Origin of the sequence: Ideonella lacteola (genome assembly GCF_038066555.1) — a bacterium.
Lineage (GTDB): Bacteria > Pseudomonadota > Gammaproteobacteria > Burkholderiales > Burkholderiaceae_C > Ideonella > Ideonella lacteola.
In genome coordinates this window covers 497,371-522,221 of record NZ_JBBUTG010000001.1, presented here as the reverse complement: position 1 = coordinate 522,221, position 24,851 = coordinate 497,371, and the positions used below count along the sequence as shown (strand labels likewise).

Below are 24,851 nucleotides of genomic sequence, written 5' to 3'. Positions count from 1 at the left end.
ACGCATGAGCGAGATCCGTCCCTTCGGCGATGCGGGCGCACTGGCGCCTGCTCGGGTGTTGCGGCAAGCGCTGCCGGGCGGCGGCTTCGTGCTGCGCAGCGCCGAACCCTTGCAGCCCTTCGCACGCTGCATCGGCGACTGGCTGGAGCACTGGGCCCACACCACGCCGGATGCTCTCTTTCTGGCCGAGCGGCAGGGGGCCGGCTGGCGCACCTTCAGCTACGCCCAGGCGCGGGCCGAGGTGGGCCGCATCGCCCAGGGCCTGATCGACCTCGACCTGCCGCCGAGCCAGCCGGTGGTGGTGCTGTCAGACAACAGCGTCGACCATGCCCTGCTCGCGCTGGCCACGATGCACCTGGGCCGCACCGTCTGCACCGTGTCGAGTGCCTACTGCCGCCTGACCAAGGACTACACCAAGGTCCACACCATTCTCGACACCCTGGCGCCCGCGCTGGTCTATGCCGCTGAACCCAGTGTCTACGGCCCGCCGATTTCCGCCTGGGCCGGCCGGGGTCAGTGCCCGGTGGTGCTCAGCCGCGGTGCCACCGAGTTGCCCGGCGCCATCGATTTCGCACAGCTGGCCCAGGCGGTCGAATCGGAGGCCGTTCGCCAGGCCTTCGAGCGCATCACACCGCAGACGCATGCCAAGTACCTGCTGACCAGCGGCTCGACCGGCACGCCCAAGGTGGTGATCAACACCCACCGCATGCTGTGCGCCAACCAACAGCAGATGACTCAGGTGTGGCCCTTCCTGAATCGCCACCCTTTGCGCCTGCTGGACTGGCTGCCCTGGAGCCACACCTTCGGCGCCAACCACAACTTCAACCTCGTCCTGGCCCACGGAGGCAGCCTGTACATCGATGAAGGACGGCCGATGCCGGGCCTGGTGGAGAAAACCGTGGCCAACCTGCGCGAGGTGAAGCCCAACCTCTACTTCAACGTGCCACGCGGCTTTGACATGCTGCTGCCGTTCCTGGAGAGCGACGAAGACTTCGCGCGCCAGTTCTTCGGGCCCCTCGAAGGCCTGTTCTATGCGGGTGCCGCCCTGCCCCAGAGCGTGTGGCATCGCATCGAGGCGGTGGCCATGCGGCTGCGCGATCGCCCTCTCTGGTTCACCTCGTCGTGGGGCTCGACCGAAACCTCGCCCGCGGTCACAAGCGTGCACTGGGCCATCGAGCGGGCCGGCTGCATCGGCGCGCCCCTGCCTGGCGTTGACTTGAAATTGGTGCCCAGCGGCGACAAGCTCGAAATGCGGGTGCGGGGCCCCAACGTCTTTCCCGGCTACCGCGACGCACCGGATCTCACGGCAAAAGCCTTCGACGAAGAGGGCTACTACCTGATCGGCGACGCGGGCAAGCTGGTCGACAGTGCCAACCCGAGCCTAGGGGTGGCCTTCGATGGACGGGTGGCCGAAGACTTCAAGCTGATGAGCGGCACCTGGGTGTCGGTGGGCACGCTGCGCCTGCGGGCAGTGGCCGCCCTCTCGCCGCTGGCAGCCGATGTGGTCGTCACCGGCCACGACCGCGAAGAGGTGGGCCTGCTGGTCTTCCCGAGCCCGGCCGCCAAAGCAATGGATGCGAACGAACGCCACGACAAGGTCCGCGCCGCGCTGCGGGCCTTGCGCGCCGAGGGCGGCGGCAGCTCGCAGTCGCCGGCGCGGGCCCTCCTGCTGGCCGAGCCACCGCAGGCGGACGCAGGCGAGATCACCGACAAGGGCTACATCAACCAGCGCGCCGTGCTGGCCCGCCGGGCCGATCAGGTGTTGGCCTTGTACAGTCAGGCGCATCACCCCGATCTGATCTGCCTGTAGATCCGCCTGTCGATGAGCAAGACCCACATCCACCGTGTCGACGTGCACTTCGGTGACTGCGACCCCGCAGGCATCGTCTTCTTTCCCAACTTCTCGCGCTGGATGGACCAGGCCTCGCTGGCCTTCTTCATGGCCTGCGGTGTGCCGCCCTGGCGTGAGCTGGAGATGACGCGTGGCATCGTGGGCACGCCGCTGTTGGAGATCAACACCAAATTCCTGCGCCCCGCCACCTATGGCCAGACGCTGGAGGTGCACACGCATGTCGAAGAGTGGCGCGAGAAGGTGCTGATCCAGCACCACCGCATCCTGCGCGATGGCGAATTGCTCTGCGAGGGCCGCGAGACGCGCGCCTTCGTCGTGCGAATCCCCGGTAGCTACAAGCTCAAGTCGATCCCGATCCCCGAGGACATCAAGGCCCTGTGCCAGTGAGCCGCGCCCGGCTGCACCACGGCCCCACCGCCACCACCAGGAAGACACCATGAAACTGCTCGTCATCTCCGGCAGCCAGCGCCAAGGCTCGTTCAACCTGCGCCTGGCGCACGTGGCCGGCGGCATGGCCCGCGATCGCGGTGCCGAAGTTCAGGCCTTCGACCTGCGCGCCTTGAACCTGCCCGTCTACGACGGCGATCTCGAAGCGGCGCAGGGCGTGCCGGCCAGCGCGCGCACCTTGCACGCGGCGCTCGCCTCATCGGACGCCCTGCTGCTCGTGACGCCCGAGTACAACGGGTTTCCGACGCCACTGGTGATCAACGCCTTCGACTGGCTCTCCCGGCTGCCTGCCGGCGAAGGGCTGCCTGCCGCCCTGTCCACCACCACCAACAAGCCGGTGGCCTTGCTCTCTGCCTCGCCGGGCGCACTCGGTGGCCTGCGCTCGATGAACCTTCTGCGCCAGTACCTGCAGATGAACTTTCAGATGCTGGTACTGCCCCAGCAGAACGCCCTCAGCAGGGCCGGCGAAGCCTTCGACGACGCGGGGGCACTGAAAGACCCGAAGACCGCCGCTGCGGTGGCCGGCGTGGTTGATGCCTTGCTCTCGGCAGCCGGGCGCCTGGGCCGCTGAGGCCGCTGAGGCCGATCAGCCCAGCACAGGGTGCGGCAGCTCCGGCACCTCGCGAGAGGGATGGAGCGCACCGCCGCGCAGCGCTTCGACGAAGCCCGGCACCGTCGCCTCCAGGCGGTGGCCCAGCCCCCGCACGACACACACGCCGGCCGCACCACAGGCCGCGGCCGCGCGGGCCTGATCGGGCGCGAGGATGCCCCCGATCGCGACCACCGGGTGCCCGGCCATCCGGCACCACCAGCTGAGGTTGTCCAGGCCTTGTGAACGCCAGGGCATGGCCTTGGTGAGCGTGGGCCACACCGGCCCACAGGCGATGTAGCGCGGCCCCAGCGAGCGAGCCCGCGCCAGCTCCCACAGGCTGTGCGAGCTGATGCCCAGTGCCACACCGCTGGCCCTCAGCTCGGCCCGGCCTGCCTCGCCCAGGGCCTGCAGGTCTTCCTGCCCGAGGTGAACGCCCGGCGCACCCAGCTCACAGGCCAGGGCCCAGTGGTCGTTGATGAAGAGCTGAGCGCCCACGGCTCGGCACTGGTCGATCGTCTGGTTGATGTGTTGGCGCAGGGCAGGCTCATCGACACTGCCCGCCTTGATGCGCAGCTGGACGGTGCGCACGCCAGCGTCCAGCACCTGTTGGACCCGCTCGCTGCTGTCAACGATGGCGTAGAGCCCCAACGGCTCGCGGCGCTCGGCCTCGTCCGGCAAGGCCACCGGCGTCAGCGCCTCTAGCGCCTCGCCCCACGACATTTGCGGCATGCAGCCCACGTCGGTGGCAAAGCCCACGCGGGCACGCACCGGCCCGGCCCCCTGCCCCACCGGGCCGGCGTGTCGCAGCGCATGCAGCGTCGCCATCTTGGCCAGAACCAGCGAATCGGCCGGCGCGTGGCCCAGCGCGATGGCCGACGCAGCGCTCGTCGCAAAAGTGCAGCCCGTGCCGTGGTGATGTGGCGTGCGCACCCGCGGGGCAGCGAGCCAGCCCTGGGCCTGCGGCGTGTCGATCCAGTCGAGCGCCTGATGAGCCAGGTCCGGGCTGTCGCCGCCGGTGATGGCCACGGCCTGGACGCCGATGGCGCGCAATGCTCGGGCGAGCGCAGGCCATGCTGCATGCCCCCCTTCGTCGGGCACGCCCCCCAGCAGCAGCGCGGCCTCGCGGCGGTTGGGCGTGAGCAGCGTGGTGCGCGGCAGCAGCTCGTGCCGGTAGGCGGCCAGCATCGCGTCGTTGGCAAACGAACGGCCCGTGGACGCGCCCAGCACCGGGTCGACGATCAGGGGAATGGGCCCATGGTCAGCCCGCAGTTGATCGAGCCAGCGCACCAGCACCCGCAGGTTGTCGACATTGCCCAGCAGGCCGCATTTGATGGCGCGAGGCGGCATATCGGCGGCCAACGCGGCCAACTGCGCATCGAGCCAATCGGCCGGGACCGGCCGCACCGAGGTGACGGCCATGCTGTTCTGCGCGGTGACTGCAGAGACCACCGGGCACAGGTGAACGCCGAAGGCTTCGGCGGCGCGCTGGTCTGCCGCCAGGCCGGCGCCGCCACCCGAATCGGTGCCGGCGATGCTCCAGATGAGAGGAAGTGTCATGGTGTTCGTACGGACAAGCCAGGCGCACGAACGCAGGGCCGATGCCCCGCAGCCGGGGCCCGGCGGATCAAACAGGAAATCAGCCGGCGATGGAGGGCGCGGGTCGCGGGTCGCCCGGGGCGGCCGCCGCTTGGCGGTGCACCTCTGCCGCAGGCGGCTGAGCCGGCAATGCGGCGGGCGCCACGCACACCCGATTGCGGCCGGCGTTCTTGGCCGCATAAAGCGCCGCGTCGGCATTCTTGAACGCGTGGTCGAGCGTCTGGCCAGCCAGCAGCTCGCACACACCGAGCGACAGCGTCACCTCCACGGCCTGGCCGTCGGGCCGGCAGGGCGTCTGCTCGACCCGGCTGCGCACGCGCTCGCTCCACTCGAGAGCACCGGTGCCGTCGGTCATCGGCAGCAGGGCCACGAACTCCTCGCCGCCCCAGCGGCCCATGAGATCGCCCCCACGCGCCTGGCCGCGCATGAGCCCCGCCACATGGCGGATGACCTGGTCGCCCGTATCGTGGCCGTGCTGATCGTTGACGAGCTTGAAGTGATCGATGTCGGCCAGCACCAGTGCGAGCGGCGTGCCGTGCCGGCGGGCCCGGTCGATCTCGGCATGGGTGAGCTGCAGGAACTGCCGCCGGTTCCACAGGCCGGTGAGCGAGTCGGTGGTGGCCATGTCGTAGAGCTGCTCTTCTGCGTCCTGCACCCGCCGGGTGTAGAACCGCGCGGTGTAGGTGAACATGCCGAACACCACCACGATGCTGAGCCAACGCAGGGTGGTCAGCGAGGCCGGGCTCAATGCATAGGCCGGTGCCGCACGGTGGGCGAGCACATCGAGACACAGGTAGGCGGCCAAAAGAAAGATCAGCGCTGCCAGGGCGCGCCGCGGGGATCGGCTGACCGCCACCGCCGGCAGAAACACCAGCAGGAAGTAATGCCCTCCGCTGGCCCATCCGAGCAGCACCGTGCAGACGCCGGCCTGCGTCAGCACCTCGGCCCACATCAGCACCACGGCGGTGTGGTTCCACCGCAAGCCCATCAAGACATACGCGACCACGTAAGTGGCCGAGCCCACCGCACAGGCGAGCGCCATCGCCGGCATTCCGAGCGCCAGGAACACCGCCAGGTACACCAGCTCGGCCGATGCTGCGAACAAGGCCAGCCTGCGCAGCATCAACCAGAACGCCCCACGCGACATGCCGCCCGACATCACACGGGTGGTCGGGGCGGGGCTGGGGGAAGAAGGCGGCATGGGACGACCGGAAACGGGCTGATCCGTTCGTTGTCGACCCTTGCCCGCCAAACTGGAGGGAATGCCCTCGACGGCTTGCAACAAGCCGTTGAGCGATGTGAACTTGTGGGCGTGAGGCGGTCATGGGCCCTCGACCTCTCATCCGATCAGCAAGGGCCCATCGGCCACGGGGGTGCTGGGCACCGCCATGTCCTGGGGCGCCATCAAGCCGGACTCGTAGCCCAGACGCCCGCCCCGGATCGCGTGGGCGAAGGCCGCCGCCATGCGCGCCGGCTCGCGGGCCTGGGCCACCGCCGAGTTCAACAGCACACCATCGAAGCCCAGCTCCATGGCGTGTGCGGCATGGTGCGGCGCGCCGATGCCGGCATCGACGATCAGCGGCACACCGGGCAGCCGCTCACGCAGCGTGCGCAATGCGAATGGATTCAGCAGCCCCTGCCCCGAGCCGATCGGCGCGCCCCAGGGCATCAAGAGCTCGCACCCTGCATCCAGCAGACGCCGGCAGGTCACCAGATCGTCCGTGCAGTAAGGAAAGACCTGGAAACCATCGCGCACCAGTTGGGTGGCGGCTTCCAGCAGCTCCCAGGGGTCGGGCTGCAGGGTGTGGTCGTCGCCAGTGACTTCGAGCTTGATCCAGCGCGTGCCGAACAGCTCGCGGGCCATGTGCGCGAGCATCACGGCCTCGCGTGCGCTGCGGCAACCGGCCGTGTTCGGCAGCAGCCGCGCTCCGCTGGCGCGGATGATGTCGACGAAGCCGTTGTCGCCCGCACCACCAGCCAACGAGCGCTTCAGGCCGACCGTCACCACCTGCGAGCCGGCGGCCGCGATCGAATCTCGCAGCACCTGGGGCGATGGATAGCCGGCGCTGCCGATCAGGAAGCGGCTGTGCAGCAAGTCGCCATACAGCGACCAGGTGGATGTCTCGAATGGCATCGCATCAACCTCCGACGATGGCCTTGAACACGGTGACCTGGTCACCACGGCTGAGCCCGACTTCACCCCGCGCAGCGCGCGGCACGAACTGCCCGTTCAGGGCTGTGGCCACGGCATCGGCCGGCTGGCCCAGGCGCGCCAGCAGGTCGGCCAGCGTGGCGCCTTCCGCGCCCTCGACCGGCTGGCCATTGACGAGGACAGGCGCCTCGCCGCCGAAGCTCTGCGGCGTCATGCCAGCTCCACCGAACGCAGTGCGTCATCCACCAAGGCGGGCGCCACCAGCCAGCCGTGGCGAAACAGGCCATTGATCCGCGTCAGGCCCGGCTGGGTGTCGAGGTGGGGCTCGTGGTCGGGCAGCGCGGGCCGCAGGTTGCGATCAAGCCGCAGGATGCGAGCCTCCTGCAGGATCGGCATCACGCTCTGAGCAGCCGACATCAACTCGACCGCGCTCTTGAGCGAGACCTCGCTGCGGTCTTCGCTTTCGACCTCGCTGGCGCCGATCACCAGCGTGTCGCCAGGGCGAGGCGCCATGTAGATGCGGTGGCGCGGATGCACCAGCCGCAGTGGCCGGGTGAGGCCATGGCCCGGGCAGCGCAGCCACACCGTCTCACCCCGCACGCCACGCAAGGGCAGCTCGGGCCGGGCCCCCAGGCCGCGCAGATCGAAGACCAGATCGAAGCAACGGCGACTGCCGTCACCCAGGCGCAACTCGCCAGGCGACGCACCGATCACACGCTCACCCCAGTGCCAATGGACGGAGGACGCGTCGTCGTGCAGCGCGCGCATGGCCTGCACCGTGTCGATCTGCGCCTCGCCCGGCAACAGCCATGCGTGGGAGACACCCCGAAGCGCCGGCTCGACCGCCGCCAGCTTGTCGCCAGTCAACACCACTGGCGCGTTGGGCCCGCTGCCGGGGGCGGGCAATCGGGCCAGCGTGCGCTGCGCGGTGGCGAGGTCGCCCCGGTGAACCACCAGCAAACTGCCGCGTTCAGAAAAGTGTGGCGCGCGTGGCAGCGCCTGCACGATGCCGCGCCACAGCATGATCGATCGCCAACCCAGGTGGGCCACCCGGTCGCTGGCCACATCACGCTCGGCCAGCGGGCTGAGCAGGCCGGCGGCAGTGAAGGCGGCGGCGCCCGCACCATCGAAGGTGGGCTCCGGCCCGGCGGCGGGGTCGAACACGCTCACCCGGTGGCCTTTTCGGGCCAGGCGCCACGCCACCAACCGGCCCAGCAGGCCGGCACCGGCCACGCCCACTTGCAAGGTCACGGCCATCGCGTCAGGCCTTGTCGTGGGATGCGGTGTCAGGGTGCAGCGGGATGTAAATCTCGCCACCGCCGGCCCGGAACTGACCGGACTTCTCCGCCATGCCCTGGCGCAACGCGTCGGCCTCGTTCACGCCCAGCGTGGCCGCATAGTCGCGCACCTCCTGCGTGATCTTCATCGAGCAGAACTTGGGGCCACACATCGAGCAGAAGTGCGCCACCTTGCTGCTGTCCTTGGGCAGCGTTTCGTCGTGGAAGTCGCGGGCCGTGTCGGGGTCGAGGCTGAGGTTGAACTGGTCTGTCCAGCGGAACTCGAAGCGGGCCTTCGAGAGCGCATCGTCACGTGCACGCGAGCCGGGGTGGCCCTTGGCGACATCGGCCGCATGCGCGGCGATCTTGTAGGCGATGATGCCCTGCTTGACGTCGTCTCGATCCGGCAGGCCCAGATGCTCCTTCGGCGTCACGTAGCACAGCATCGCCGTGCCCATCCAGCCGATCATCGCGGCCCCGATGGCGCTGGCGATGTGGTCGTAGCCCGGCGCGATGTCGATCGTCAACGGGCCCAGGGTGTAGAACGGCGCTTCGTGGCAGTGCTTGAGCTGCTCGTCCATGTTGGCCTGGATCATGTGCATCGGCACATGGCCCGGGCCTTCGATCATCGTCTGCACGTCGTGCTTCCAGGCGATCTGCGTCAGCTCACCCAGGGTGCGCAGCTCGGCGAACTGGGCCTCGTCGTTCGCATCAGAAGCACAGCCTGGGCGCAGGCCATCTCCGAGCGAGAAGCTCACGTCGTACGCCTTCATGATCTCGCAGATCTCTTCGAAGTGCGTGTAAAGGAAGCTCTCCTGGTGGTGGGCGATGCACCACTTCGCCATGATCGAGCCCCCCCGCGAGACGATGCCGGTGACCCGGTCTGCGGTGAGGTGGATGAACGGCAGGCGCACGCCCGCATGGATGGTGAAGTAGTCGACCCCCTGCTCGGCCTGCTCGATCAAGGTGTCGCGGAAGATGGCCCAGGTCAGCTCTTCGGCGACGCCCCCGACCTTCTCCAGGGCCTGGTAGATCGGCACCGTGCCGATGGGCACCGGCGAGTTGCGCACGATCCAGTCGCGCGTGGTGTGAATGTGGCGGCCGGTGGACAGATCCATCACCGTGTCGGCGCCCCAGCGGATCGCCCAGACCAGCTTCTCCACCTCTTCCTCGATGCTGGAGGTGACCGCCGAGTTGCCGATGTTGGCGTTGATCTTCACCAGGAAGTTGCGGCCGATCGCCATCGGCTCGATCTCGGGGTGATTGATGTTCGCCGGGATGATCGCGCGCCCCCGCGCGACCTCGTCGCGCACGAACTCGGGGGTGATGGGCCCACGCGGCAGCATCGCCCCCATACCGTGGCCTGCACGACGCTGCTCGCGCTTCGCGTCGGCCAGGTACTGCGCCATCCACTCACGGCGGCCGTTCTCGCGCAGCGCGACGAACTCCATCTCCGGCGTCACGATGCCTCGACGTGCGTAGTGCATCTGTGTGACGTTGGCCCCCTGCTTCGCACGCCTGGGTGGGCGTTGCAGCGCTGCGGCCTCGGCCCGCAGGGCAGCGAGCGTGTCTGCCGCCCGATCCACGTGGCGGGCGCCGTCGTCCAGCGCCTGATGCGCGCGACCAGGGTAAGGCTCGGTGTCACCACGTTCGCCGATCCACGGCGAACGCGATGCGGGCAATCCGCGGCGGACATCGATGGCGACAAAAGGGTCGGTGTACGGGCCCGACGTGTCGTAGAGCGTCACCGTCTCGCCATTGGTGAGGCTCACCTCGCGCAAGGGCACACGCAGGTCTTCACGCGAACCAGTGAGGTGAATCTTGCGGGAGGCTGGGAACGGAGCACGTGTCAGCGACAGCAGCTCTTCGAGGCGTTCTGGGGCGTTCATCGGCAGTCCTTCGCGGCAATCGAATGGCTGCTCCGAAGGTGCGCCCCGCAGCCCGCACACCGCGCGCAGCGGTGCCCTGGGCCTCAAGGATCAACGGCTCTTCTTACGCCGGTACTAACCGGTTCAAGTTCGCGGGTTCGGATCAACCGTCTCAGCACGCACCATGCGTGCACCCCGGAGCAGGCGCGCATTCTGCGTGGCCGAGCCGAGCCCTGTCAACGCGGTGGGTATGGCCCGACTCGAATGCGCCGCAAAGCGACACCGGGCACGTCATGCCCGATCGAAGAGGACCGCAGGCCCTCCATACAGGCCGGCCCGATCGAGATCGGGCCGGCGTGGGGCTGGGTACTGCCAGGCGCGGCCCCTTGCCGCGCACCCGTCGGCAAGAGGCCTGGCCCGGCTACTCGGTGCCCACGCGGGCCCAGAGATCGAGGTTGTTCTTGGCGTGCTCTTCCATCAGCTCGGTGCTGGCGAGCACTTCAGTCATCGCCTGAAGCAACATGTGACTCACACTGCTCTCGGCATCGGCCGCGGGTGCCGACTTGCTCAAAGCCTGCGCTTGCAACCGGGCCGCCACGATGGTGGCCGCCGCACCCAGCAATGCATCCTGCGTGAACTTCAATCTGGTCCCCTTCTTCCGCCAACCATTGGCGGCGGCGCGATCTTGCCCGCGGCAGGCAGGCCTTGCCAAGGGGGACACGAATGGGGAGGCGCCGTACAGGGGATCGCAACAGGCGATGGAAATGCGCAGTCGAAACTGAAGACGCGAAGCGTCTGCGACCGCGGTGCGGGGCACACCGCCTGCACCTTCATCAGCCTTCAGGGAGTGAAGACCTGCCGCCGCGATGCGCTGACAGCAACCGAGGCACCGAAGGCGGCCCACCAAGAAAAACGGGCACCTGAGGTGCCCGCGTTTCATGCTGTTAGGTGGGGTGGCTGATGGGACTCGAACCCACGACAACCAGAATCACAATCTGGGACTCTACCAACTGAGCTACAGCCACCACCGGTAAGCCAAAGATTATAGCCTGACTTCTGTGGCCTGGGTTACTTCGTTGCAGCAGAAGCTGCTTCGGCGGTGACGACCGGCTTTTCGATCTTGACCTTGTAGCGGCGCTTCAGCGCGTCGTAGTAGGCCTCGGATTCCGCTGCGGCCAGAGCCTGCGCCACGAATGACTTGGCATCCTCGTTGCGCGGATCGGTCGCTTCGCGGTCGACGCGCTTGGCCACGCGGGCCACCACGTAGCCCTGGTCACCCAGGTCCACGCCCAGCACCGCAGGGCCCTTGCTGATGTCGGCGCGCAGCACCGCTTCAACAACCGGGCGAGGCTGTTGCTTGGGATCGGTGCGAGACACCACGATGGCGGGCTGCGACATCGCCTCTTCGGGGCTCTTTTTCAGCGCAGCGACCCGGGCCTCGCCCTCTTTCTTGGCCAGGGCCGAAGCCTGCTGCGCCTTGACGGCGGCCAGCACGCGCTCACGCACTTCAGCCAACGGCAGCACACGCTCCGGCTTGTGCTCGATGACGCGGGCCGACACCAGTTGGTTGGTACCAGTTTCGACGGCATCGGTGTTGCGCTTGTTCTGCACCGCATCCGTCGAGAACACCTTCTCCAGCAGCTTCGGCGACGCGAGCGGCCCGGTGGCACCCGGCTTCGGGTTGCGCTGCACGGTGGCCTCGGCCTTGACAAGCTTGAGCTTGTCGATCACAGGCTGAAGGCTGTCCGACTGTTCGTACACCATGTTGGTGAACTGCTCGGCGCTGGCGGCATACAGCTCTTGCGCTTTGGGCTTGCTCTGCTCATCGACGATCTGTTGGCGCACGGCCTCGAAGGGCTTGGCCTCACCGCCACGCGCTTCCAGCAGCTTGATGATGTGGTAGCCGAACTCGGACTCGACCAGGTTGCTGATCTCGCCCGGCTTCATCGAGAACGCGGCGTCTTCAAACGGCTTGACCATCGCGCCACGGCCGAAGAAGTCGAGGTCGCCCCCGTTGGCGGCCGAGCCCTTGTCGTCAGAGTTCTTCTTGGCCAGCTCAGCAAAGCCAGCCGGGTTCTTGCGCGCCTCGGCCAGCAAGGCTTCGGCTTTGGCCTTGGCCTTTTCACGCTCAGCCGCTGCCATGCTTTCGGGCGCGTTGATCAGGATGTGCGCGGCGTGCCGCTCTTCGGGCGTCGAATAGCGCTGCAGGTTGTTCTTGTAGTAGGCCTTCAGATCGTCTTCGCCCAGCACCACCTGCTTCTTCAGGGCATCAAGGTCGAGCACCACATACTCGATGCGCGCTTCTTCCTGGCTGCGGAACTGAGACTGGTGATCCTTGTAGTAGGCCTCGAGCTCGGCGTCGGTGGGGTTCAGGGTCTTTTCGAGTTCGCGGGCAAAGAAGGCCTGCACCTGGACTTCGCGTTGCTCCAGCAGCGCCGAAGCGGCCGAGCCCACAGCGGCCTGGCCGGGCAGCACAGAGGACGACACACCTTCGAGCACCTGTCGCTTGGCCAGGTCGTCACGCAGTTGCTGCTCGAACCCTTCCACCGTCATGCCGCGGGCCGACAGGAAGTCGCGGTTGATGCGGCCATCGGGCATACGGATGGAGGCGAACTGCGGGTCGGTCTTGAACAAGCGCTCGAGTCGATCGTTCGAGATCAGCAGGTTCTCCTTCACCACCGCCGTGCGCAGCACACGTTCGCGCACCAGCGAATCGAGCGTGCGGCTCTTCATCTCGGGCGTGTCGAACATCTTGGTATCGACGTTGGGCATCTGCTGCTGCATGCGCATCACCTGCTCTTTGTGAGCCTGGTCCAGCTCGGACTGCTTGATCTCGCCGCCCCCGACCTTGGCCACCGCCGCGTTGCTGGCGTCGGTGAAGCTGGAGTAGCCCTGGATTCCGAAGAACACGAAGGACGGGAAGATCAGCAGCACCAGAATGAACTGCAGCAGCTTGGTGTGCGAACGAACGAAATCGAACATGAAACTCAGCCTTGTAAGAAGGTGCTGCGCAATCAACGGGCCGCCCCGAGGAGGTCTCAGAACCTGGGGGCATAGGGAAACGAAAAAGGCGAACCGGAGTTCGCCTTGTCGTCATCGGTCTGCGTACGCCGCGCGGGATTCTAATCAATGCCCGAGGGCGGCTGCCGATGTGTGGGGTGGTGGGTGCTGAGGGGTTCGAACCCCCGACCTACGCCTTGTAAGGGCGCCGCTCTACCAACTGAGCTAAGCACCCACAGAATCAGTTCAGCGCGTCCTTCAGGCCCTTGCCCGGACGGAACTTCGGCACTTTAGCCGACTTGATCTTGATCGCGGTGCCCGTACGGGGATTGCGCCCCGTGCGCGCCGCGCGCTTGGTGACGGCAAAGGTGCCGAAACCCACGATCGACACACTGCCGCCCTTTTTCAGGGTGGTTTTCACGCCACCGATGACGGCTTCCAGCGCGCGGGTCGCAGCAGCCTTGGAGATGTCAGCCTGGCGTGCAATGTGTTCGATCAACTCGGATTTGTTCACGTAGGTACCCCTCTCTCGACGGTCTGGAAATGGTGTGGCTCGGCTTGAAGTTCAAGCGCCCGAAAAGTGACCTGGTGCGATGTGCCATCGCGGCGCGCTGCGAGGGGCAAAGGCCTGAGTCGCAGGCGAAAAATCATTACAGCCTTGGGTCCCGACGGTGTCAAGCGCGGAAGCGGATTCTATGTGTAAACCCCAAGCCGTTCAGCGCCGTGAGCACCGTGACATGCGGTTTTTGCGACGTCACAAAAGTGGTGCTTCGCCGCCCCTGCCGCCGGGCCCGCCGCAGCGTGCGAGTGACCTCGGTCAACGGGCCTTGGCACGAATTTCCGGTAGCGCTTTTTGCAGGTAGTACACCATTGACCAAATGGTCAGCACCGTGGCCGCGACAATGAGCCCGGTGCCCCACAGCTTGGTGTCGATCAGGCCGAACAACGTGCCGTCGTACAGCAGGAACGGAATCGCCACCATTTGAACCGTGGTCTTGACTTTGCCGAGCATGTGCACCGCCACGCTGCGCGACGCGCCGATCTGCGCCATCCACTCGCGCAGCGAAGAGATCGCGATCTCACGACCGATGATGACGAGCGCGATCAGCGCGTGCACGCGGTGCAGTTGCACCAGCACGATCAGCGAGGCGCAGACGAGGAACTTGTCGGCGACGGGATCGAGAAACGCGCCAAACGCGGAACTCTGGTTGAGCTTGCGTGCCAGGTAGCCATCGAGCCAATCGGTGAGCGCGAACACCACGAACATCACGGTCGCTGCCAGGTTGCGCAGCGGGTCGGACATGGGCAGGTAGAACACCGCAACGATCAACGGGATCGCCACGATTCGTGCCCAGGTCAACAGTGTCGGGATGGTGAAAAACATAGGCGCATTCTGCACGCTATCGACAACCCGATTCGACCACCCCGCTTCGGCCGCCCGGTTTCGGCGGCCGCAGTTCAGCGGTCCAGCGTGACCGGCTTGAACTTGCGGTTGTCGTCGAAGAGAAAGGTCTCCACGTACTTCCACGGCTTGGGCAGGCGAGACACATCACCGAACGGTGCCGCACGCTTGACCGCATCGATCGCGATCTGGGTCGTGTCCTTGGCCTGCGAGGGGTAGCGCATCACCTCGATCTTCGAGATGCTGCCATCGCTGTGAAGCTCGATCGACAGCACCGGGATCGCGAGCAGCGGTTCGGGCACGCTGCCGGTGTAGGTGATGTCGGGGTTGGCCGCCACCAGTTTCTGCGCAGCACGCTGGCGGTATTCGTCCCACGAGCGGGCCGCGTTCGCCGCAGGTTTGGGTGCAGGTGCCGGCGGAACGAATCGTGGCGTCACGGGCGGCGGAGCCGGCGCCGGCATCGGGCTGGAACAAGCCGCCAACCACGCCGCCGGGGCGGTGATGCTGAACAGGTACGCCAAAGAGGCTCGACGCTCGGGCGCGATGGGCTGCTGGGAAATGTGGGTGTCTTCGTGATCAGTGCAACGCACGGTAGATGTCCTCTGCCAATTCTTTCGAGATGCCTTCCACGCTGGCCAGGTCATCAACGCTCGCAGCCGTCACGCCGCGGACTCCGCCAAAACGCTGTAACAGTTTCGCCCGTTTCTTCGGGCCGACGCCGGGAATGTCTTCGAGCCGGCTGCCTCCGGTGCGAACACTGGCACGCTTGGCGCGCATGCCGGTGATCGCGAAGCGATGCGCCTCGTCACGGATCTGGGCGATGAGCATGAGCGCCGCGGAATCCGGCGGCAGCGCGAGCTTGTCTCGCCCATCGGCGAACACCAGCTCTTCCAGGCCGACCTTGCGGCCCTCGCCTTTCTCGACGCCCGCGATCAACGACAAATCGAGCCCCAGCTCGCTGAAGACCTCGCGTGCCATGGTCACCTGGCCACGACCGCCGTCGACCAGCACGAGATCAGGCAGGCGCGCCTTCGAACCCGGCGCCACCGATGCCGGGCCGTCGCTCGACACCAACTCCGCCAGCTTGGCGTAGCGACGCGTCAGCACCTGCCGCATGGCGGCGTAGTCGTCGCCGCCGGTCACGCCTTCGATGTTGAATCGCCGGTACTGCGCGTTCTGCATGCGATGGTCTTCATACACCACGCAGCTTGCCTGGGTGGCCTCGCCCGCCGTGTGGCTGATGTCGAAACATTCGACACGGAATGTGTCCAGGTTGTCGATCGCCAGGTCGAGCGCATCCACCAGCGCACGGGTGCGCTCGCGTTGCGATCCCTCTTCGGCCAGCAGCCGGGCGAGCGCCAGCTCACATCCCTTGATCGCCATATCGAGCCAGATGCGGCGTTGCTCGCGCGGTTGATGCAACGCCACCATCTTGACGCCCGTCTGGGCGCTCAGTGCCGCGAGCAGCGCCTTGTCCACGGCATGGCTCACCACCAACACCGGCGGCGGCGTGCTGTGAAGATAGTGCTGTGCCATGAAGGCTTGCAGCACCTGCTGTTCGGCCACAGCCAGTTGCTGCTCTGCATTCAGAGGTTCGACCGCATCGCCTTCGGCCAGTGCGCTGGATTCGTCGGCCGCCAATGCGGTGGCATCGTCCACATGCGTCGGGAAGAAGGCTCGATCACCGAGATGGCGACCGCCGCGCACCATGGCCAGGTTCACGCACGCGCGACCACCGGCGACCTTCACGGCGAGGATGTCCACCTCCCTGCCGGCGGCCGACAGGCTGCTCTCGTCCATCGACTGCTGGTGCAGCACCCGCGCCAGCGCCGAGATGCGGTTGCGCAACTCGGCCGCCTTCTCGAATTCGAGCACCTCGGCATGGGCCATCATCTGGGCCTGAAGCTCATCCACCACCTGCTGCTGCTCACCCAACAGAAAACGCTCGGTGTCGCGCACGTCGCGGGCATAGTCTTCCGCAGAGATAAAGCCGACACAGGGGCCGGAGCAACGCCGGATCTGGTACAGCAGACAGGGGCGAGACCGGTTGTTGAAGACCGTGTCTTCACAGGTGCGCAGACGAAACACCTTTTGGATCAGCTGGATCGTCTCTTTCACCGCCCAAGCCCCCGGGTAGGGGCCGAAGTAGCGATGCTTGCGGTCCACCGCGCCGCGGTAGTAGGCCACGCGCGGGAAGCCGTGTGAGACCAGCTTGAGGTAGGGGTAGCTCTTGTCGTCCCTGAACAGGATGTTGAACTTCGGGTTCAACGTCTTGATCAGGTTGTTTTCCAGCAGCAGCGCTTCAGCTTCAGTGCGTACGACCGTCGTTTCGAGGCGCGCGATGCGCGACACCATCACGCCAATGCGGGTGCCGCCCAAGTCTTTCTGGAAGTAGCTCGACACGCGCTTTTTCAGGTCGCGCGCCTTGCCCACATACAGCACCTGGCCGTTGATGTCGAAGTAGCGGTAGACGCCGGGCAAGCCGGGCAGCGCGGCCACCTCGGCGAGCACCCGCTCGCGCGCCATGGCCATCGCTTCGGCCGTGTGGGTGCTCTGCGCCGCGGACTCCGCCTCTGCCTGCAAGGGCTCGGGCACATCAGGCTGGGAGTCTGGCGTCGAAGGGTGGTGGGGATCGCTCATCGGAGCGCGATTGTGCAGTGGGCGCTTCGATAATGTCGCGATGCTGTCTGCATCACCGTCCGGCTTGCGCTGGGATCTCTTTTGCCGTGTGGTCGACAACTTCGGCGACATCGGCGTGTGCTGGCGGCTCGCGGCTGATCTGGCGTCACGAGGCCATCGCGTGCGCCTGTGGGTCGATGACGCGACGGCACTGGCCTGGCTGGCACCGCAGGGGCTGCCGGGTATCGAGGTGATCCACTGGTCGAGCGACTGCCCGATCCTGGAGCCCGGCGACGTGGTCGTCGAGGCGTTCGGCTGCGACCCGCCAGAGGCCTTCGTCCGCGCCATGGCCAGCCGCACGGCGCCGTCACGGCCACCGGTGTGGATCAACCTGGAGTACCTGAGCGCCGAAGACTACGTCGAGCGCAGCCATCGGCTGCCCTCGCCCCAGTTCAACGGCCCCGGCGCAGGCCTGACCAAGTGGTTCTTCTACCCCGGCTTCACATCGGCCACCGGTGGGTTGCTGCGTGAGCCGGGCCTGCTGGCTCGGCAAGCCCGATTCGATGCCAAGGCATGGCTTGCCGGCCTGGGCGTGGAACGGCGCCCCGGGGAGCGATTGGTCAGCCTGTTCTGCTATGCCGCGGCGCCGGTCGCCTCGTGGCTCGAAAGGCTGGGCGACATCCCCACCTTGCTGCTCGCCACACCAGGCCACGCGGCCCGCCTGACAAAGGCTGCGCAGGCGCAGGGCGTACCCGGCACGTGCCGCATCCGGGCCCTGCCCTGGCTCAGCCAGCCCGACTACGACCACCTGCTGTGGGCCTGTGATCTGAACGTCGTCCGCGGAGAAGACTCGTTCGTCCGTGCCCAGTGGGCGGGCCGCCCGTTCGTCTGGAACATCTACCCCCAAGACGACGGCGCGCACATCGTCAAGCTTGACGCGTTTCTCGACAGGTACCTGGCCGCCGCAGCGGTGCCTCTGGCCGGGCCCGTGCGGGCCTGGATGCACGCCTGGAATGCCGCGGATCCGGTGCTGCCCGCCTCGCTGCCCGACCTGGCCCGTTGGCAGGGCCATTCGGTGGCTTGGCGTGACACCCTGCTCGGGCAAACCGACCTGTGCACCCAGTTGCTGGAATTCGTCACTGAAAAGCGTTAAAATTCAAGGCTTTGCGGATTTCGGCCGGCCCCGCCTCGCAGATTTGAGATGGCCGCCCAAGCCCCCACTCAGCGCCTTTGCACCGCGGCAACGCCTTCACGTCCAGCACGTGAGGCGCAACGGGCAGGCGGCTCGCTCAAGACGAACCCTTCGGTGTCGCGAGTGCGAGCGTGAGGGCTGGCGACGGTGTCATCGACTCAAGTCGACCCGAGGCTTGACCCGCCGGCCGCTCAACCGCCGCGCACTGAATCACCCGGCAGCCGCCATCAGTCGCAGCCCACTTTCCCGACTCTTCGGAAATTCACCATGAAACTCGCACAGGAAATCCGCGCCGGCAACGTGATCATGCAGGGCAAGGACCCGATGGTCGTCCTCAAGACCGAATACAGCCGTGGCGGCCGCGGCGCGGCCACCGTGCGCATCAAGATGAAGAGCCTGCTCAGCGGCTTCGGCGCGGAAACCGTGTTCAAGGCCGATGACAAGATGGAGCAGATCATCCTCGACAAGAAGGAGTGCACCTACTCCTACTTCGCCGACCCGATGTATGCGTTCATGGACGCCGAATACAACCAGTTCGAGGTCGAGGCCGAGAACATGGGCGACGCGATCAACTACCTCGAAGACGGCATGGCCGTCGAAGTGGTGTTCTACGAAGGCAAGGCCATCTCGGTCGAACTGCCGACCACTGTCGTTCGCGAAATCACGACCGACCCCGCCGTCAAGGGCGACACCTCGGGCAAGGTGCTGAAGCCGGCCAAGCTGGTGGGCACGGGCTTCGAGATCTCGGTGCCCATCTTCGTGGAAAACGGCGACAAGATCGAAATCGACACCCGCACGCACGAATACCGCAAGCGCGTCTGAGTGCCAGGCACCCAGCTCGCCTGACGAAGCCGGCCTCTGCGCCGGCTTTTTTCATTCACCGATGAAGACCGAACCGATCGTTCCTGCGCAGATCACGTTCGACGACGGCGTCCCGTTCGCGCCGGCGTTTGGCGATGTCTACCACGCCCGCGCCGGCGCATTCGAGCAGGCCCGGCAAGTCTTTCTGGCCGGCAACGGCCTGCCCGCCCGTTGGCAGGGCCGCCGCCGTTTTGTCATTCTGGAAACCGGCTTCGGTCTTGGCAACAACTTCCTCGCCACCTGGTCAGCCTGGCGAAGCGACGACCAGCGGCCGGACCAGCTGGTGTTCGTGTCGATCGAGAAGCACCCGCCGACCCTCGATGATCTGGGGCGCGCTCACACCCATTCGCCCGAGCCCGCGCTCGCCGCCTTGCTGCACGGCGCCTGGCCTGCCGCCACCCACGGCCTGCACACCCTGGAGTTCGAGCAGGGGCGAGTGCGGCTGCTGTTGGCGCTGGGCGACCTGGCCGATTGGCTGCCCGAGTTGCAAGCCCAGGCCGACGCCATCTATCTCGACGGATTCGCGCCCGCGCGCAACGCACCCATGTGGGATGCACACGCCTTGCGCGCTCTGGCCCGCCTCGCGGCCCCGGGCGCCACGGCCGCCACCTGGAGCGCCGCGCGCAGCGTGCGCGATGCACTGAGTGGCGCGGGCTTTCATGCCCAACGCGCGCCGGGGTTCGCCGGCAAACGAGACATGACCGTGGCCCGCCTCCGGGACGAAGCCGCCGCACACCGGCATGGTGCGCCGGCCGGACGCCGGCCCTTGCCCGGCGCACGCCACGCGTTGGTCGTCGGCGCGGGGCTGGGCGGCGCCGCAGCCGCCTGGGCCCTGCAGCGCCAGGGCCTGAGCGTCACCGTGCTCGAAGCCGCCGAGGAGGTGGCCACAGGTGCGTCAGGCAATCCCGCCGGGCTGTTCCATGGCGTGGTGCATGCGCACGACGGGGCCCACGCCCAGTGGTTGCGGGCAGCTGCCTTGCGGGCCGAACAGATCTACCGCCCCCTGGTGGCTTCGGGCACCGTGCCGGGCCGGGTCGACGGCTTGCTGCGTGGGACCACCGGCGAGCCCATCGAAGCGCTGCAGCGCATGGCCAGCCAATGGGGACTTCCGAGCCGCTATGCCGAGCCCACCACCGACCTCCAAGCCGCCCAACTGTCGGGCTGCGCCGTGGCGGGCAATGCCTGGCTATTTCCCGGCGGTGGTTGGCTGCAACCCGCCCGTCTGATCCGCCACTGGCTCGACGCCTCGAACATCCAGGTGAAACGGCTGTCGGCCGCGGCGCGTGTCGAGCGATCGGCCGAAGGCCTTTGGCGGGCGTTCTCCGACGACGGTCACTTGCTCGCGGAAGCCGACGTCGTGGTGATCGCCGCCGCCCGCGCCACGCCGGCCCTGCTGCAGCCGCACAGCGATGCGGCGAGCTGGCCCTGGCGGCACACCCGCGGCCAACTCACGGTGGTAAACCCCGCCGCTGCCAAGGCGCTGCCGCAACCCAGGCTCCCGCTGGCCAGCGGCGGCTACGTCATCACCTTGCCGCCTGACATCGGAGGCGGGCTGTTGTGTGGCGCCACGTCGCAGGTGGATGACGAAGGCGCCGAGCTCCGCGAGGCCGACCACCGTGCCAACCTGGCCCACCTCAGCGCACTGACGGGCCAGGCGGTGCAGGTGCCTGAATCATGGTTCGCTGCAGACGCCGCGACGCTGGGTGGCCGGGTCGCGTGGCGCCTTGGCTGTGACGACCGGCTGCCCGTGGTGGGTGGTGTACCGGTGCCCTCGGCCACCCTTCAAGGGGCCTATCGGCTCGAACAACCGCGCCACGTGCCGCGTGTGACGGGCCTGTACGTGTTGAGCGCGCTCGGCTCACGGGGCATCAGCTGGGCGCCACTGTTGGGCGAGGTGTTGGCGGCGCTCATCACGGGCGCGCCGCTGCCGGTGCCGGGCAGCCTGATGGATGCGGTCGACCCGGCGCGCTTTCTGTCACGCCGCGTGCGCCGAGCCTGAACGCGCACGCCGGCTCCAGGCACACACCGCCGCTGCGTCGCGCGGATCGAGGCCACGCCAGCCGCGCCGGCCAGCCCGCCTCTGCGGCTCGAAGTTCAACCCGCGGCAGGGGGTTCGGACGTGGGCGCGTCGGCTGGGCCCGGCTGCCCCTCTGGCGGCTCGGCACCCGCCTCAGGCTCGTCGTCTCGGCCACCATGGGCCTTGCGAGCCGCTTTCTCTTCTTTCTTGCGCTTCTTTGCCAGTTCGCGCTGGCGCTTTTCGTAGGCGTAGTTCGGCGTGGGCACGGACCCTCCTTTGCTTCATCCAGGTCAGCTGTGAGAGGCGGGCGGCGACCCGACAGGCCGGACCCCCTTGGCACCAACGATACACCCAGCGTTGCGATGGCATCACCGCAACGCCCACGGCGATGCTCAGAATCGCAAGGTCTTCACACCCTCGGGCGTGCCCAGCAAGCACACCCGCGCCTTGTGGCGGGCGAAGACGCCAACGGTCACCACGCCCGGCCATTGGTTCACTTCGGCCTCCATCGCTGCCGGGTCGGTGATCGACAGGCCGCGCACGTCGAGGAGCAGGTTGCCGTTGTCGGTGACCACGCCTTCGCGCACGCGGGCGTCACCGCCGTAGGCCTGGCCAAAGCGACGCGCCACTTGGGCCGCCGCCATCGGAATCACCTCGACGGGCAAGGGAAACCGGCCCAGCGCGTCGACCAGCTTGGAGGCATCGGCAATGCAGACGAAACGCTGTGCCAAGTCGGCGACGATCTTCTCCCGCGTGAGCGCCGCGCCGCCACCCTTGATCATGTTCCCGTGGTGGTCGATTTCGTCGGCGCCGTCGATGTAGACCGGGATCGATTCGACCTCGTTGGCGTCGAGCACGCGGATGCCGTGAGCCTGAAGCCGCTCGGTGCTCTTGACCGAGCTCGACACGGCGCCGGCGATCTGGTCCTTCATCGTGGCCAGTGCATCGATGAAGCAATTCACCGTCGATCCGGTGCCTACACCCACGACGGTGCCGGGCACCACTTCCGCCAGGGCGGCCTGCCCGACCAGGGCCTTGAGTTCGTCTTGCGTCATGGCGAGATTGTCTCAGGCTTGCCCTGTTCTTCCGCGGCCGCCGAGCGCCGTCAGGGGCCGCCGGCCTGAGACAATCCGGCCCCATGTCTCTCGTCCCCTACGCCCTTGCCCGCCCCTTTTTGTTCGGCCTCGACCCCGAGGCGGCTCACGACCTGACCCTCGGCACGATCGCCCGGCTGCAGAACACCCCCGCGCAGTGCCTGTGGTCGCAGACCCGAGTCAACGACCCCGTCACGGTGGCCGGCCTGAAGTTCCCGAACCGCGTGGGCCTGGCGGCGGGCCTGGACAAGAACGGCCGCTGCATCGACGGGCTCGGGGCGATGGGCTTCGGCTTCATCGAGGTGGGCACGGTGACCCCCAAGGCACAGCCCGGCAACCCCAAACCGCGCATGTTCCGGTTGCCTCAAGCACAGGCGCTGATCAACCGACTGGGGTTCAACAACGAAGGCCTGGAGGCCTTTCTTGCCAATGTGCGGCGCGCCCGCAGTTTCCGCGCGAACGGGGGCATCCTCGGCCTGAACATCGGCAAGAACGCCGTCACCCCGATCGAGAACGCGGTGGATGACTACCTGGCCGGCCTGACCGGCGTCTTCCCGCACGCCGACTACATCACCGTCAACATTTCCAGCCCGAACACCAAGAACCTGCGCGCGCTGCAAAGCGACGAGGCGCTGGACGCGCTGCTTGGCGCCTTGACCGAGCGCAAGGCCTTGCTCGAGCAGCAGCAGGCGCGCCGGGTGCCGATGTTCCTGAAGATCGCCCCGGATCTGGATGACGACCAGATCGGCGTGATCGCAGCCACCCTGCAGCGCCACGGTGTGGATGGCGTGATCGCCACCAACACGACCATCGCCCGAGACGCGGTCAAGGGCCTGCCGCATGCCGAAGAAGCGGGCGGGTTGTCGGGTGCGCCGGTGCGCGAAGCCAGCCACCGTGTGGTGAAGGCGCTGCGCGCAGCGCTGGGCCGCGGCTTCCCGATCATCGGCGTGGGCGGGGTGATGAGCGCCGATGATGCCCGCGCGAAGGTGGCCGCCGGGGCCGACCTGGTGCAGGTCTACACCGGCTTCATCTACGGCGGGCCGCCGCTCGTGCCGCAGATCGCCCGGGCGCTGTCTGCCAAGGGCTGAGGCGCAACGCCTGCGCGCAGCTCGCGGCAGGCCGCCAGCTCGAAGCTGTGGCGATCTTCCTGCCAATCCCATCGTTCGAGGCGGCATCGGCGGGCCTGGCCCTCGGTGTCGTCTGCGGCACGGCGCAGCAGGTTCACCGAATTGCCGGCCTCATGCCTCACGCGGCTTGAAACGGCGGTGCCTGCCTGCGCCACCCACATCGGGCGGCTGAACGACGCATCGCGCTCGTGCAGGCCCACCACATAAGGCAGGTGGATGTGGCCGCCCAGCACCACGTCCACCCCGGCCTCGCACCAACGGCGCAGGGCCCGGGCGTGGCCATGCATCAGGTCGCGTTCGTCTTGCGGGCGGGTCACCGCCATCGGCTGGTGCACCACGACCACCCGCCATTGCGCAGGCGTGGCCGCGGCCATCCGTTGCGCGACCCGCTCGATCTGAGCCGTCGAGACCACGCCATCCTTGTGGCGCCAGGGGCGCGTCGTGTTGAGGGTGAGCACCAGCATGTCGGCCGACGACCATTCGCCTTCGAGGGCCGGGCCGAACGCCGCGCGATATCGCCCATAGGGCCGCAGCACCCGCTGGCCGATGTCGAACAAGGGGATGTCGTGGTTGCCAGGCAAGGCCAGCAGCGCCGGCGCGCGCAGGCTCTCGCAGAACGCACGTGCGGCCATGAACTGGCGCCGTGTCGCGCGCTGGGTGATGTCGCCCGAGAGCACCACCAGATCCGGCCGCTCGGCGCGGGCCAAGCGAAGCAGACCTTCCACCACCTCCGGCCGCTCGGTGCCGAAGTGCGGGTCCGAGATCTGCAGCAAAAGGCTCACGGCGAGTTGACCGGGTCGGCAGACGCGGGTGCGATGGCGGCCAAGGGCTTGATCAGCATCAACGGCTGCGGTGCCACCCGAAATTGCAGCGGCGCCCGCATGCGGAACACCTCGCCATCGGCCGCCACCTTCATCCGGCGCCGGCCAAACGGCGCGGCGGGCCGAACCTGCATGCTGTCGAAGGCGAAGCTGAACACATCATTCGCCTCGCCCAATTGTCCAAATGCGCCGCGCAGCATCAACCACGCCATCGCCAGCGTGCCCACCGGCCGCAGGGTGATGGCCACCAGATCGCCCTGTTCGACGGCCGGTGCCTCGGCAATGCCAATCTGGCTCAGTTGCAGGCCGTTGTTGCCCACGAACAGCGTGGGCGTGCGGATGCTGCGCACCTGCTGCCCGTTGGAAAGCTCGAGCCGCAAGGGACGGTGCGCATGCAGCAGCGACAGAACCGCTGCCCAGGCCGCCACCCAGCGTGAGCGCCCGTAGCGCTGCTTGTACGCCTCGCGGTCTTGCAGCAACTGCGGGTACAGGCCCAAGCTCGCATTGACGACAAAGGCGCGGTCGTTCACCAAGCCCACCTGCACCGGTTGAGGCGTGCCGGTCAGCAGGCATTCGGTGGCCTGCACGGTGTCTTGCGGAATGCCCTGCGCTCGACCGAAGTAGTTGAAGGTGCCTTGCGGCAACACCCCCATCGTGCAGCCTGTGCCCAGCACCGCGTTGACCACGGTGTTGATCGTGCCGTCGCCCCCCGCCGCCACCACGATGCCACGGCTCGCCTGCGCCGCCGCGACCGCCTCGCGTGCCATGACCGGCACATCGCTGCCACGCGCCGCCTGCAAAAAGCGATGCTCGCGCCCAGCGCGAACCAGCACGTCGCCGATTTGCTGGCGCACCTGCGCCGCGTCGTCACTGCCCGACCCCTGGTTGAGCACGATGAACAGCGGTGGGCCGGCGGTGCCTGGATCGCTCATGT

23 protein-coding genes, 2 tRNA genes and 1 riboswitch are annotated in these 24,851 nt (G+C 67.4%); of the genes, 7 read left to right on the top strand and 18 right to left on the bottom strand.

What is annotated here, in order from left to right; genetic code table 11:
* The first annotated feature begins 4 nt into the window (after positions 1-4).
* From AACH06_RS02200 to AACH06_RS02190, 3 genes are read left to right on the top strand one after another with little or no spacing between them, the layout of a single operon-like run.
* On the top strand, positions 5-1,810 hold the full coding sequence (locus AACH06_RS02200; protein WP_341423955.1) for a feruloyl-CoA synthase: 1,806 nt from the start codon (positions 5-7) through the stop codon (positions 1,808-1,810).
* A gap of 12 nt (positions 1,811-1,822) precedes the next feature.
* A complete protein-coding gene (locus AACH06_RS02195) occupies positions 1,823-2,239 on the top strand; it encodes an acyl-CoA thioesterase (RefSeq protein ID WP_341423954.1) in 417 nt (138 codons plus the stop codon).
* Positions 2,240-2,288: 49 nt separating this feature from the next.
* On the top strand, positions 2,289-2,870 hold the full coding sequence (locus tag AACH06_RS02190) for an NADPH-dependent FMN reductase (protein WP_341423953.1): 582 nt from the start codon (positions 2,289-2,291) through the stop codon (positions 2,868-2,870).
* Between the two features lie 15 nt (positions 2,871-2,885).
* On the opposite strand, the gene AACH06_RS02185 is transcribed toward AACH06_RS02190, so the two are convergent.
* The 14 genes from AACH06_RS02185 to uvrC form a co-directional block, all read right to left on the bottom strand.
* A complete protein-coding gene (locus AACH06_RS02185; RefSeq protein ID WP_341423952.1) occupies positions 2,886-4,448 on the bottom strand; it encodes a bifunctional hydroxymethylpyrimidine kinase/phosphomethylpyrimidine kinase in 1,563 nt (520 codons plus the stop codon).
* Between the two features lie 79 nt (positions 4,449-4,527).
* Positions 4,528-5,688 (bottom strand): GGDEF domain-containing protein, encoded by a 1,161-nt coding sequence (locus AACH06_RS02180; protein ID WP_341423951.1) that lies wholly within the window; start codon positions 5,686-5,688, stop codon positions 4,528-4,530.
* A 138-nt stretch (positions 5,689-5,826) separates the two neighbouring features.
* Positions 5,827-6,621, bottom strand: coding sequence for a thiazole synthase (locus tag AACH06_RS02175; RefSeq protein ID WP_341423949.1), 795 nt, complete (start codon positions 6,619-6,621; stop codon positions 5,827-5,829).
* A 4-nt stretch (positions 6,622-6,625) separates the two neighbouring features.
* Positions 6,626-6,853 carry a sulfur carrier protein ThiS gene (thiS, locus tag AACH06_RS02170; protein ID WP_341423947.1) on the bottom strand — a complete coding sequence of 76 codons (228 nt, stop codon included), beginning with the start codon at positions 6,851-6,853 and terminating at the stop codon, positions 6,626-6,628.
* Positions 6,850-7,896 (bottom strand): FAD-dependent oxidoreductase, encoded by a 1,047-nt coding sequence (locus tag AACH06_RS02165; RefSeq protein WP_341423946.1) that lies wholly within the window; start codon positions 7,894-7,896, stop codon positions 6,850-6,852. Before AACH06_RS02165 ends, thiS begins: the two co-directional genes overlap by 4 nt.
* Before the next feature lie 4 nt (positions 7,897-7,900).
* Complete coding sequence (gene thiC, locus AACH06_RS02160; protein ID WP_341423945.1) at positions 7,901-9,805, bottom strand: phosphomethylpyrimidine synthase ThiC; 1,905 nt, start codon at positions 9,803-9,805, stop codon at positions 7,901-7,903.
* A gap of 83 nt (positions 9,806-9,888) precedes the next feature.
* Positions 9,889-9,992: riboswitch (TPP riboswitch) on the bottom strand.
* Positions 9,993-10,205: 213 nt separating this feature from the next.
* The gene (locus AACH06_RS02155) at positions 10,206-10,427 is read right to left on the bottom strand and encodes a hypothetical protein (protein ID WP_341423944.1); all 222 of its coding nucleotides are present in this window, start codon (positions 10,425-10,427) and stop codon (positions 10,206-10,208) included.
* A gap of 306 nt (positions 10,428-10,733) precedes the next feature.
* A tRNA-His gene (locus tag AACH06_RS02150) sits at positions 10,734-10,809 on the bottom strand.
* A gap of 43 nt (positions 10,810-10,852) precedes the next feature.
* Complete coding sequence (locus AACH06_RS02145; RefSeq protein WP_341423943.1) at positions 10,853-12,766, bottom strand: SurA N-terminal domain-containing protein; 1,914 nt, start codon at positions 12,764-12,766, stop codon at positions 10,853-10,855.
* 177 nt (positions 12,767-12,943) lie between these two features.
* Positions 12,944-13,019 (bottom strand) — tRNA-Val (locus tag AACH06_RS02140).
* A gap of 6 nt (positions 13,020-13,025) precedes the next feature.
* A complete protein-coding gene (locus AACH06_RS02135; protein WP_329718093.1) occupies positions 13,026-13,298 on the bottom strand; it encodes an HU family DNA-binding protein in 273 nt (90 codons plus the stop codon).
* 303 nt (positions 13,299-13,601) lie between these two features.
* The gene (gene pgsA, locus AACH06_RS02130) at positions 13,602-14,168 is read right to left on the bottom strand and encodes a CDP-diacylglycerol--glycerol-3-phosphate 3-phosphatidyltransferase (protein ID WP_341424222.1); all 567 of its coding nucleotides are present in this window, start codon (positions 14,166-14,168) and stop codon (positions 13,602-13,604) included.
* Positions 14,169-14,242: 74 nt separating this feature from the next.
* Positions 14,243-14,776: a hypothetical protein gene (locus AACH06_RS02125; protein ID WP_341423942.1), complete on the bottom strand. Its 534-nt coding sequence runs from the start codon at positions 14,774-14,776 to the stop codon at positions 14,243-14,245.
* Positions 14,763-16,826 carry an excinuclease ABC subunit UvrC gene (gene uvrC / locus AACH06_RS02120; RefSeq protein ID WP_423221973.1) on the bottom strand — a complete coding sequence of 688 codons (2,064 nt, stop codon included), beginning with the start codon at positions 16,824-16,826 and terminating at the stop codon, positions 14,763-14,765. The genes AACH06_RS02125 and uvrC overlap by 14 nt, the downstream gene beginning before the upstream one ends.
* Positions 16,827-16,866: 40 nt before the next feature.
* Here uvrC and earP point away from each other — a divergent pair, with 40 nt between their 5' ends.
* The 3 genes from earP to mnmC all read left to right on the top strand — a co-directional run bounded on the left by earP (position 16,867) and on the right by mnmC (position 20,857).
* Positions 16,867-17,958, top strand: coding sequence for an elongation factor P maturation arginine rhamnosyltransferase EarP (earP, locus tag AACH06_RS02115; RefSeq protein ID WP_341423941.1), 1,092 nt, complete (start codon positions 16,867-16,869; stop codon positions 17,956-17,958).
* A 306-nt stretch (positions 17,959-18,264) separates the two neighbouring features.
* Positions 18,265-18,819: an elongation factor P gene (gene efp / locus AACH06_RS02110; protein WP_341423940.1), complete on the top strand. Its 555-nt coding sequence runs from the start codon at positions 18,265-18,267 to the stop codon at positions 18,817-18,819.
* 61 nt (positions 18,820-18,880) lie between these two features.
* Positions 18,881-20,857 (top strand): bifunctional tRNA (5-methylaminomethyl-2-thiouridine)(34)-methyltransferase MnmC2/FAD-dependent 5-carboxymethylaminomethyl-2-thiouridine(34) oxidoreductase MnmC1, encoded by a 1,977-nt coding sequence (gene mnmC / locus AACH06_RS02105; RefSeq protein ID WP_341423939.1) that lies wholly within the window; start codon positions 18,881-18,883, stop codon positions 20,855-20,857.
* 95 nt (positions 20,858-20,952) lie between these two features.
* On the opposite strand, the gene AACH06_RS02100 is transcribed toward mnmC, so the two are convergent.
* Both AACH06_RS02100 and rpiA read right to left on the bottom strand, forming a co-directional pair.
* A complete protein-coding gene (locus AACH06_RS02100) occupies positions 20,953-21,141 on the bottom strand; it encodes a hypothetical protein (protein WP_341423938.1) in 189 nt (62 codons plus the stop codon).
* A 126-nt stretch (positions 21,142-21,267) separates the two neighbouring features.
* The gene (gene rpiA / locus AACH06_RS02095; RefSeq protein ID WP_341423936.1) at positions 21,268-21,930 is read right to left on the bottom strand and encodes a ribose-5-phosphate isomerase RpiA; all 663 of its coding nucleotides are present in this window, start codon (positions 21,928-21,930) and stop codon (positions 21,268-21,270) included.
* An 83-nt stretch (positions 21,931-22,013) separates the two neighbouring features.
* On the opposite strand from rpiA, the gene AACH06_RS02090 reads away from it, so the two are divergent.
* Positions 22,014-23,057 (top strand): quinone-dependent dihydroorotate dehydrogenase, encoded by a 1,044-nt coding sequence (locus AACH06_RS02090; protein ID WP_341423934.1) that lies wholly within the window; start codon positions 22,014-22,016, stop codon positions 23,055-23,057.
* On the opposite strand, the gene AACH06_RS02085 is transcribed toward AACH06_RS02090, so the two are convergent.
* Both AACH06_RS02085 and AACH06_RS02080 read right to left on the bottom strand, forming a co-directional pair.
* Positions 23,000-23,878, bottom strand: coding sequence for a metallophosphoesterase family protein (locus AACH06_RS02085; RefSeq protein ID WP_341423933.1), 879 nt, complete (start codon positions 23,876-23,878; stop codon positions 23,000-23,002). The two genes, AACH06_RS02090 and AACH06_RS02085, sit on opposite strands and share 58 nt — an antisense overlap.
* Positions 23,875-24,849 (bottom strand): diacylglycerol/lipid kinase family protein, encoded by a 975-nt coding sequence (locus AACH06_RS02080; RefSeq protein ID WP_341423932.1) that lies wholly within the window; start codon positions 24,847-24,849, stop codon positions 23,875-23,877. The genes AACH06_RS02085 and AACH06_RS02080 overlap by 4 nt, the downstream gene beginning before the upstream one ends.
* Positions 24,850-24,851 lie beyond the last annotated feature (2 nt).

Excerpts from the sequence above, each read along its gene's own strand:
- thiS (WP_341423947.1), bottom strand. The coding sequence starts at position 6,853 with ATGACGCCGCAGAGCTTCGGCGGCGAGGCGCCTGTCCTCGTCAATGGC.
- AACH06_RS02180 (WP_341423951.1), bottom strand. The coding sequence starts at position 5,688 with ATGCCGCCTTCTTCCCCCAGCCCCGCCCCGACCACCCGTGTGATGTCG.
- AACH06_RS02175 (WP_341423949.1), bottom strand. The coding sequence starts at position 6,621 with ATGCCATTCGAGACATCCACCTGGTCGCTGTATGGCGACTTGCTGCAC.
- efp (WP_341423940.1), top strand. The coding sequence starts at position 18,265 with ATGAAACTCGCACAGGAAATCCGCGCCGGCAACGTGATCATGCAGGGC.
- rpiA (WP_341423936.1), bottom strand. The coding sequence starts at position 21,930 with ATGACGCAAGACGAACTCAAGGCCCTGGTCGGGCAGGCCGCCCTGGCG.
- AACH06_RS02080 (WP_341423932.1), bottom strand. The coding sequence starts at position 24,849 with ATGAGCGATCCAGGCACCGCCGGCCCACCGCTGTTCATCGTGCTCAAC.
- AACH06_RS02165 (WP_341423946.1), bottom strand. The coding sequence starts at position 7,896 with ATGGCCGTGACCTTGCAAGTGGGCGTGGCCGGTGCCGGCCTGCTGGGC.
- AACH06_RS02145 (WP_341423943.1), bottom strand. The coding sequence starts at position 12,766 with ATGTTCGATTTCGTTCGTTCGCACACCAAGCTGCTGCAGTTCATTCTG.
- uvrC (WP_423221973.1), bottom strand. The coding sequence starts at position 16,826 with ATGAGCGATCCCCACCACCCTTCGACGCCAGACTCCCAGCCTGATGTG.
- AACH06_RS02090 (WP_341423934.1), top strand. The coding sequence starts at position 22,014 with ATGTCTCTCGTCCCCTACGCCCTTGCCCGCCCCTTTTTGTTCGGCCTC.
- AACH06_RS02195 (WP_341423954.1), top strand. The coding sequence starts at position 1,823 with ATGAGCAAGACCCACATCCACCGTGTCGACGTGCACTTCGGTGACTGC.
- AACH06_RS02200 (WP_341423955.1), top strand. The coding sequence starts at position 5 with ATGAGCGAGATCCGTCCCTTCGGCGATGCGGGCGCACTGGCGCCTGCT.
- pgsA (WP_341424222.1), bottom strand. The coding sequence starts at position 14,168 with ATGTTTTTCACCATCCCGACACTGTTGACCTGGGCACGAATCGTGGCG.
- mnmC (WP_341423939.1), top strand. The coding sequence starts at position 18,881 with ATGAAGACCGAACCGATCGTTCCTGCGCAGATCACGTTCGACGACGGC.
- AACH06_RS02190 (WP_341423953.1), top strand. The coding sequence starts at position 2,289 with ATGAAACTGCTCGTCATCTCCGGCAGCCAGCGCCAAGGCTCGTTCAAC.
- thiC (WP_341423945.1), bottom strand. The coding sequence starts at position 9,805 with ATGAACGCCCCAGAACGCCTCGAAGAGCTGCTGTCGCTGACACGTGCT.
- AACH06_RS02185 (WP_341423952.1), bottom strand. The coding sequence starts at position 4,448 with ATGACACTTCCTCTCATCTGGAGCATCGCCGGCACCGATTCGGGTGGC.
- earP (WP_341423941.1), top strand. The coding sequence starts at position 16,867 with ATGCTGTCTGCATCACCGTCCGGCTTGCGCTGGGATCTCTTTTGCCGT.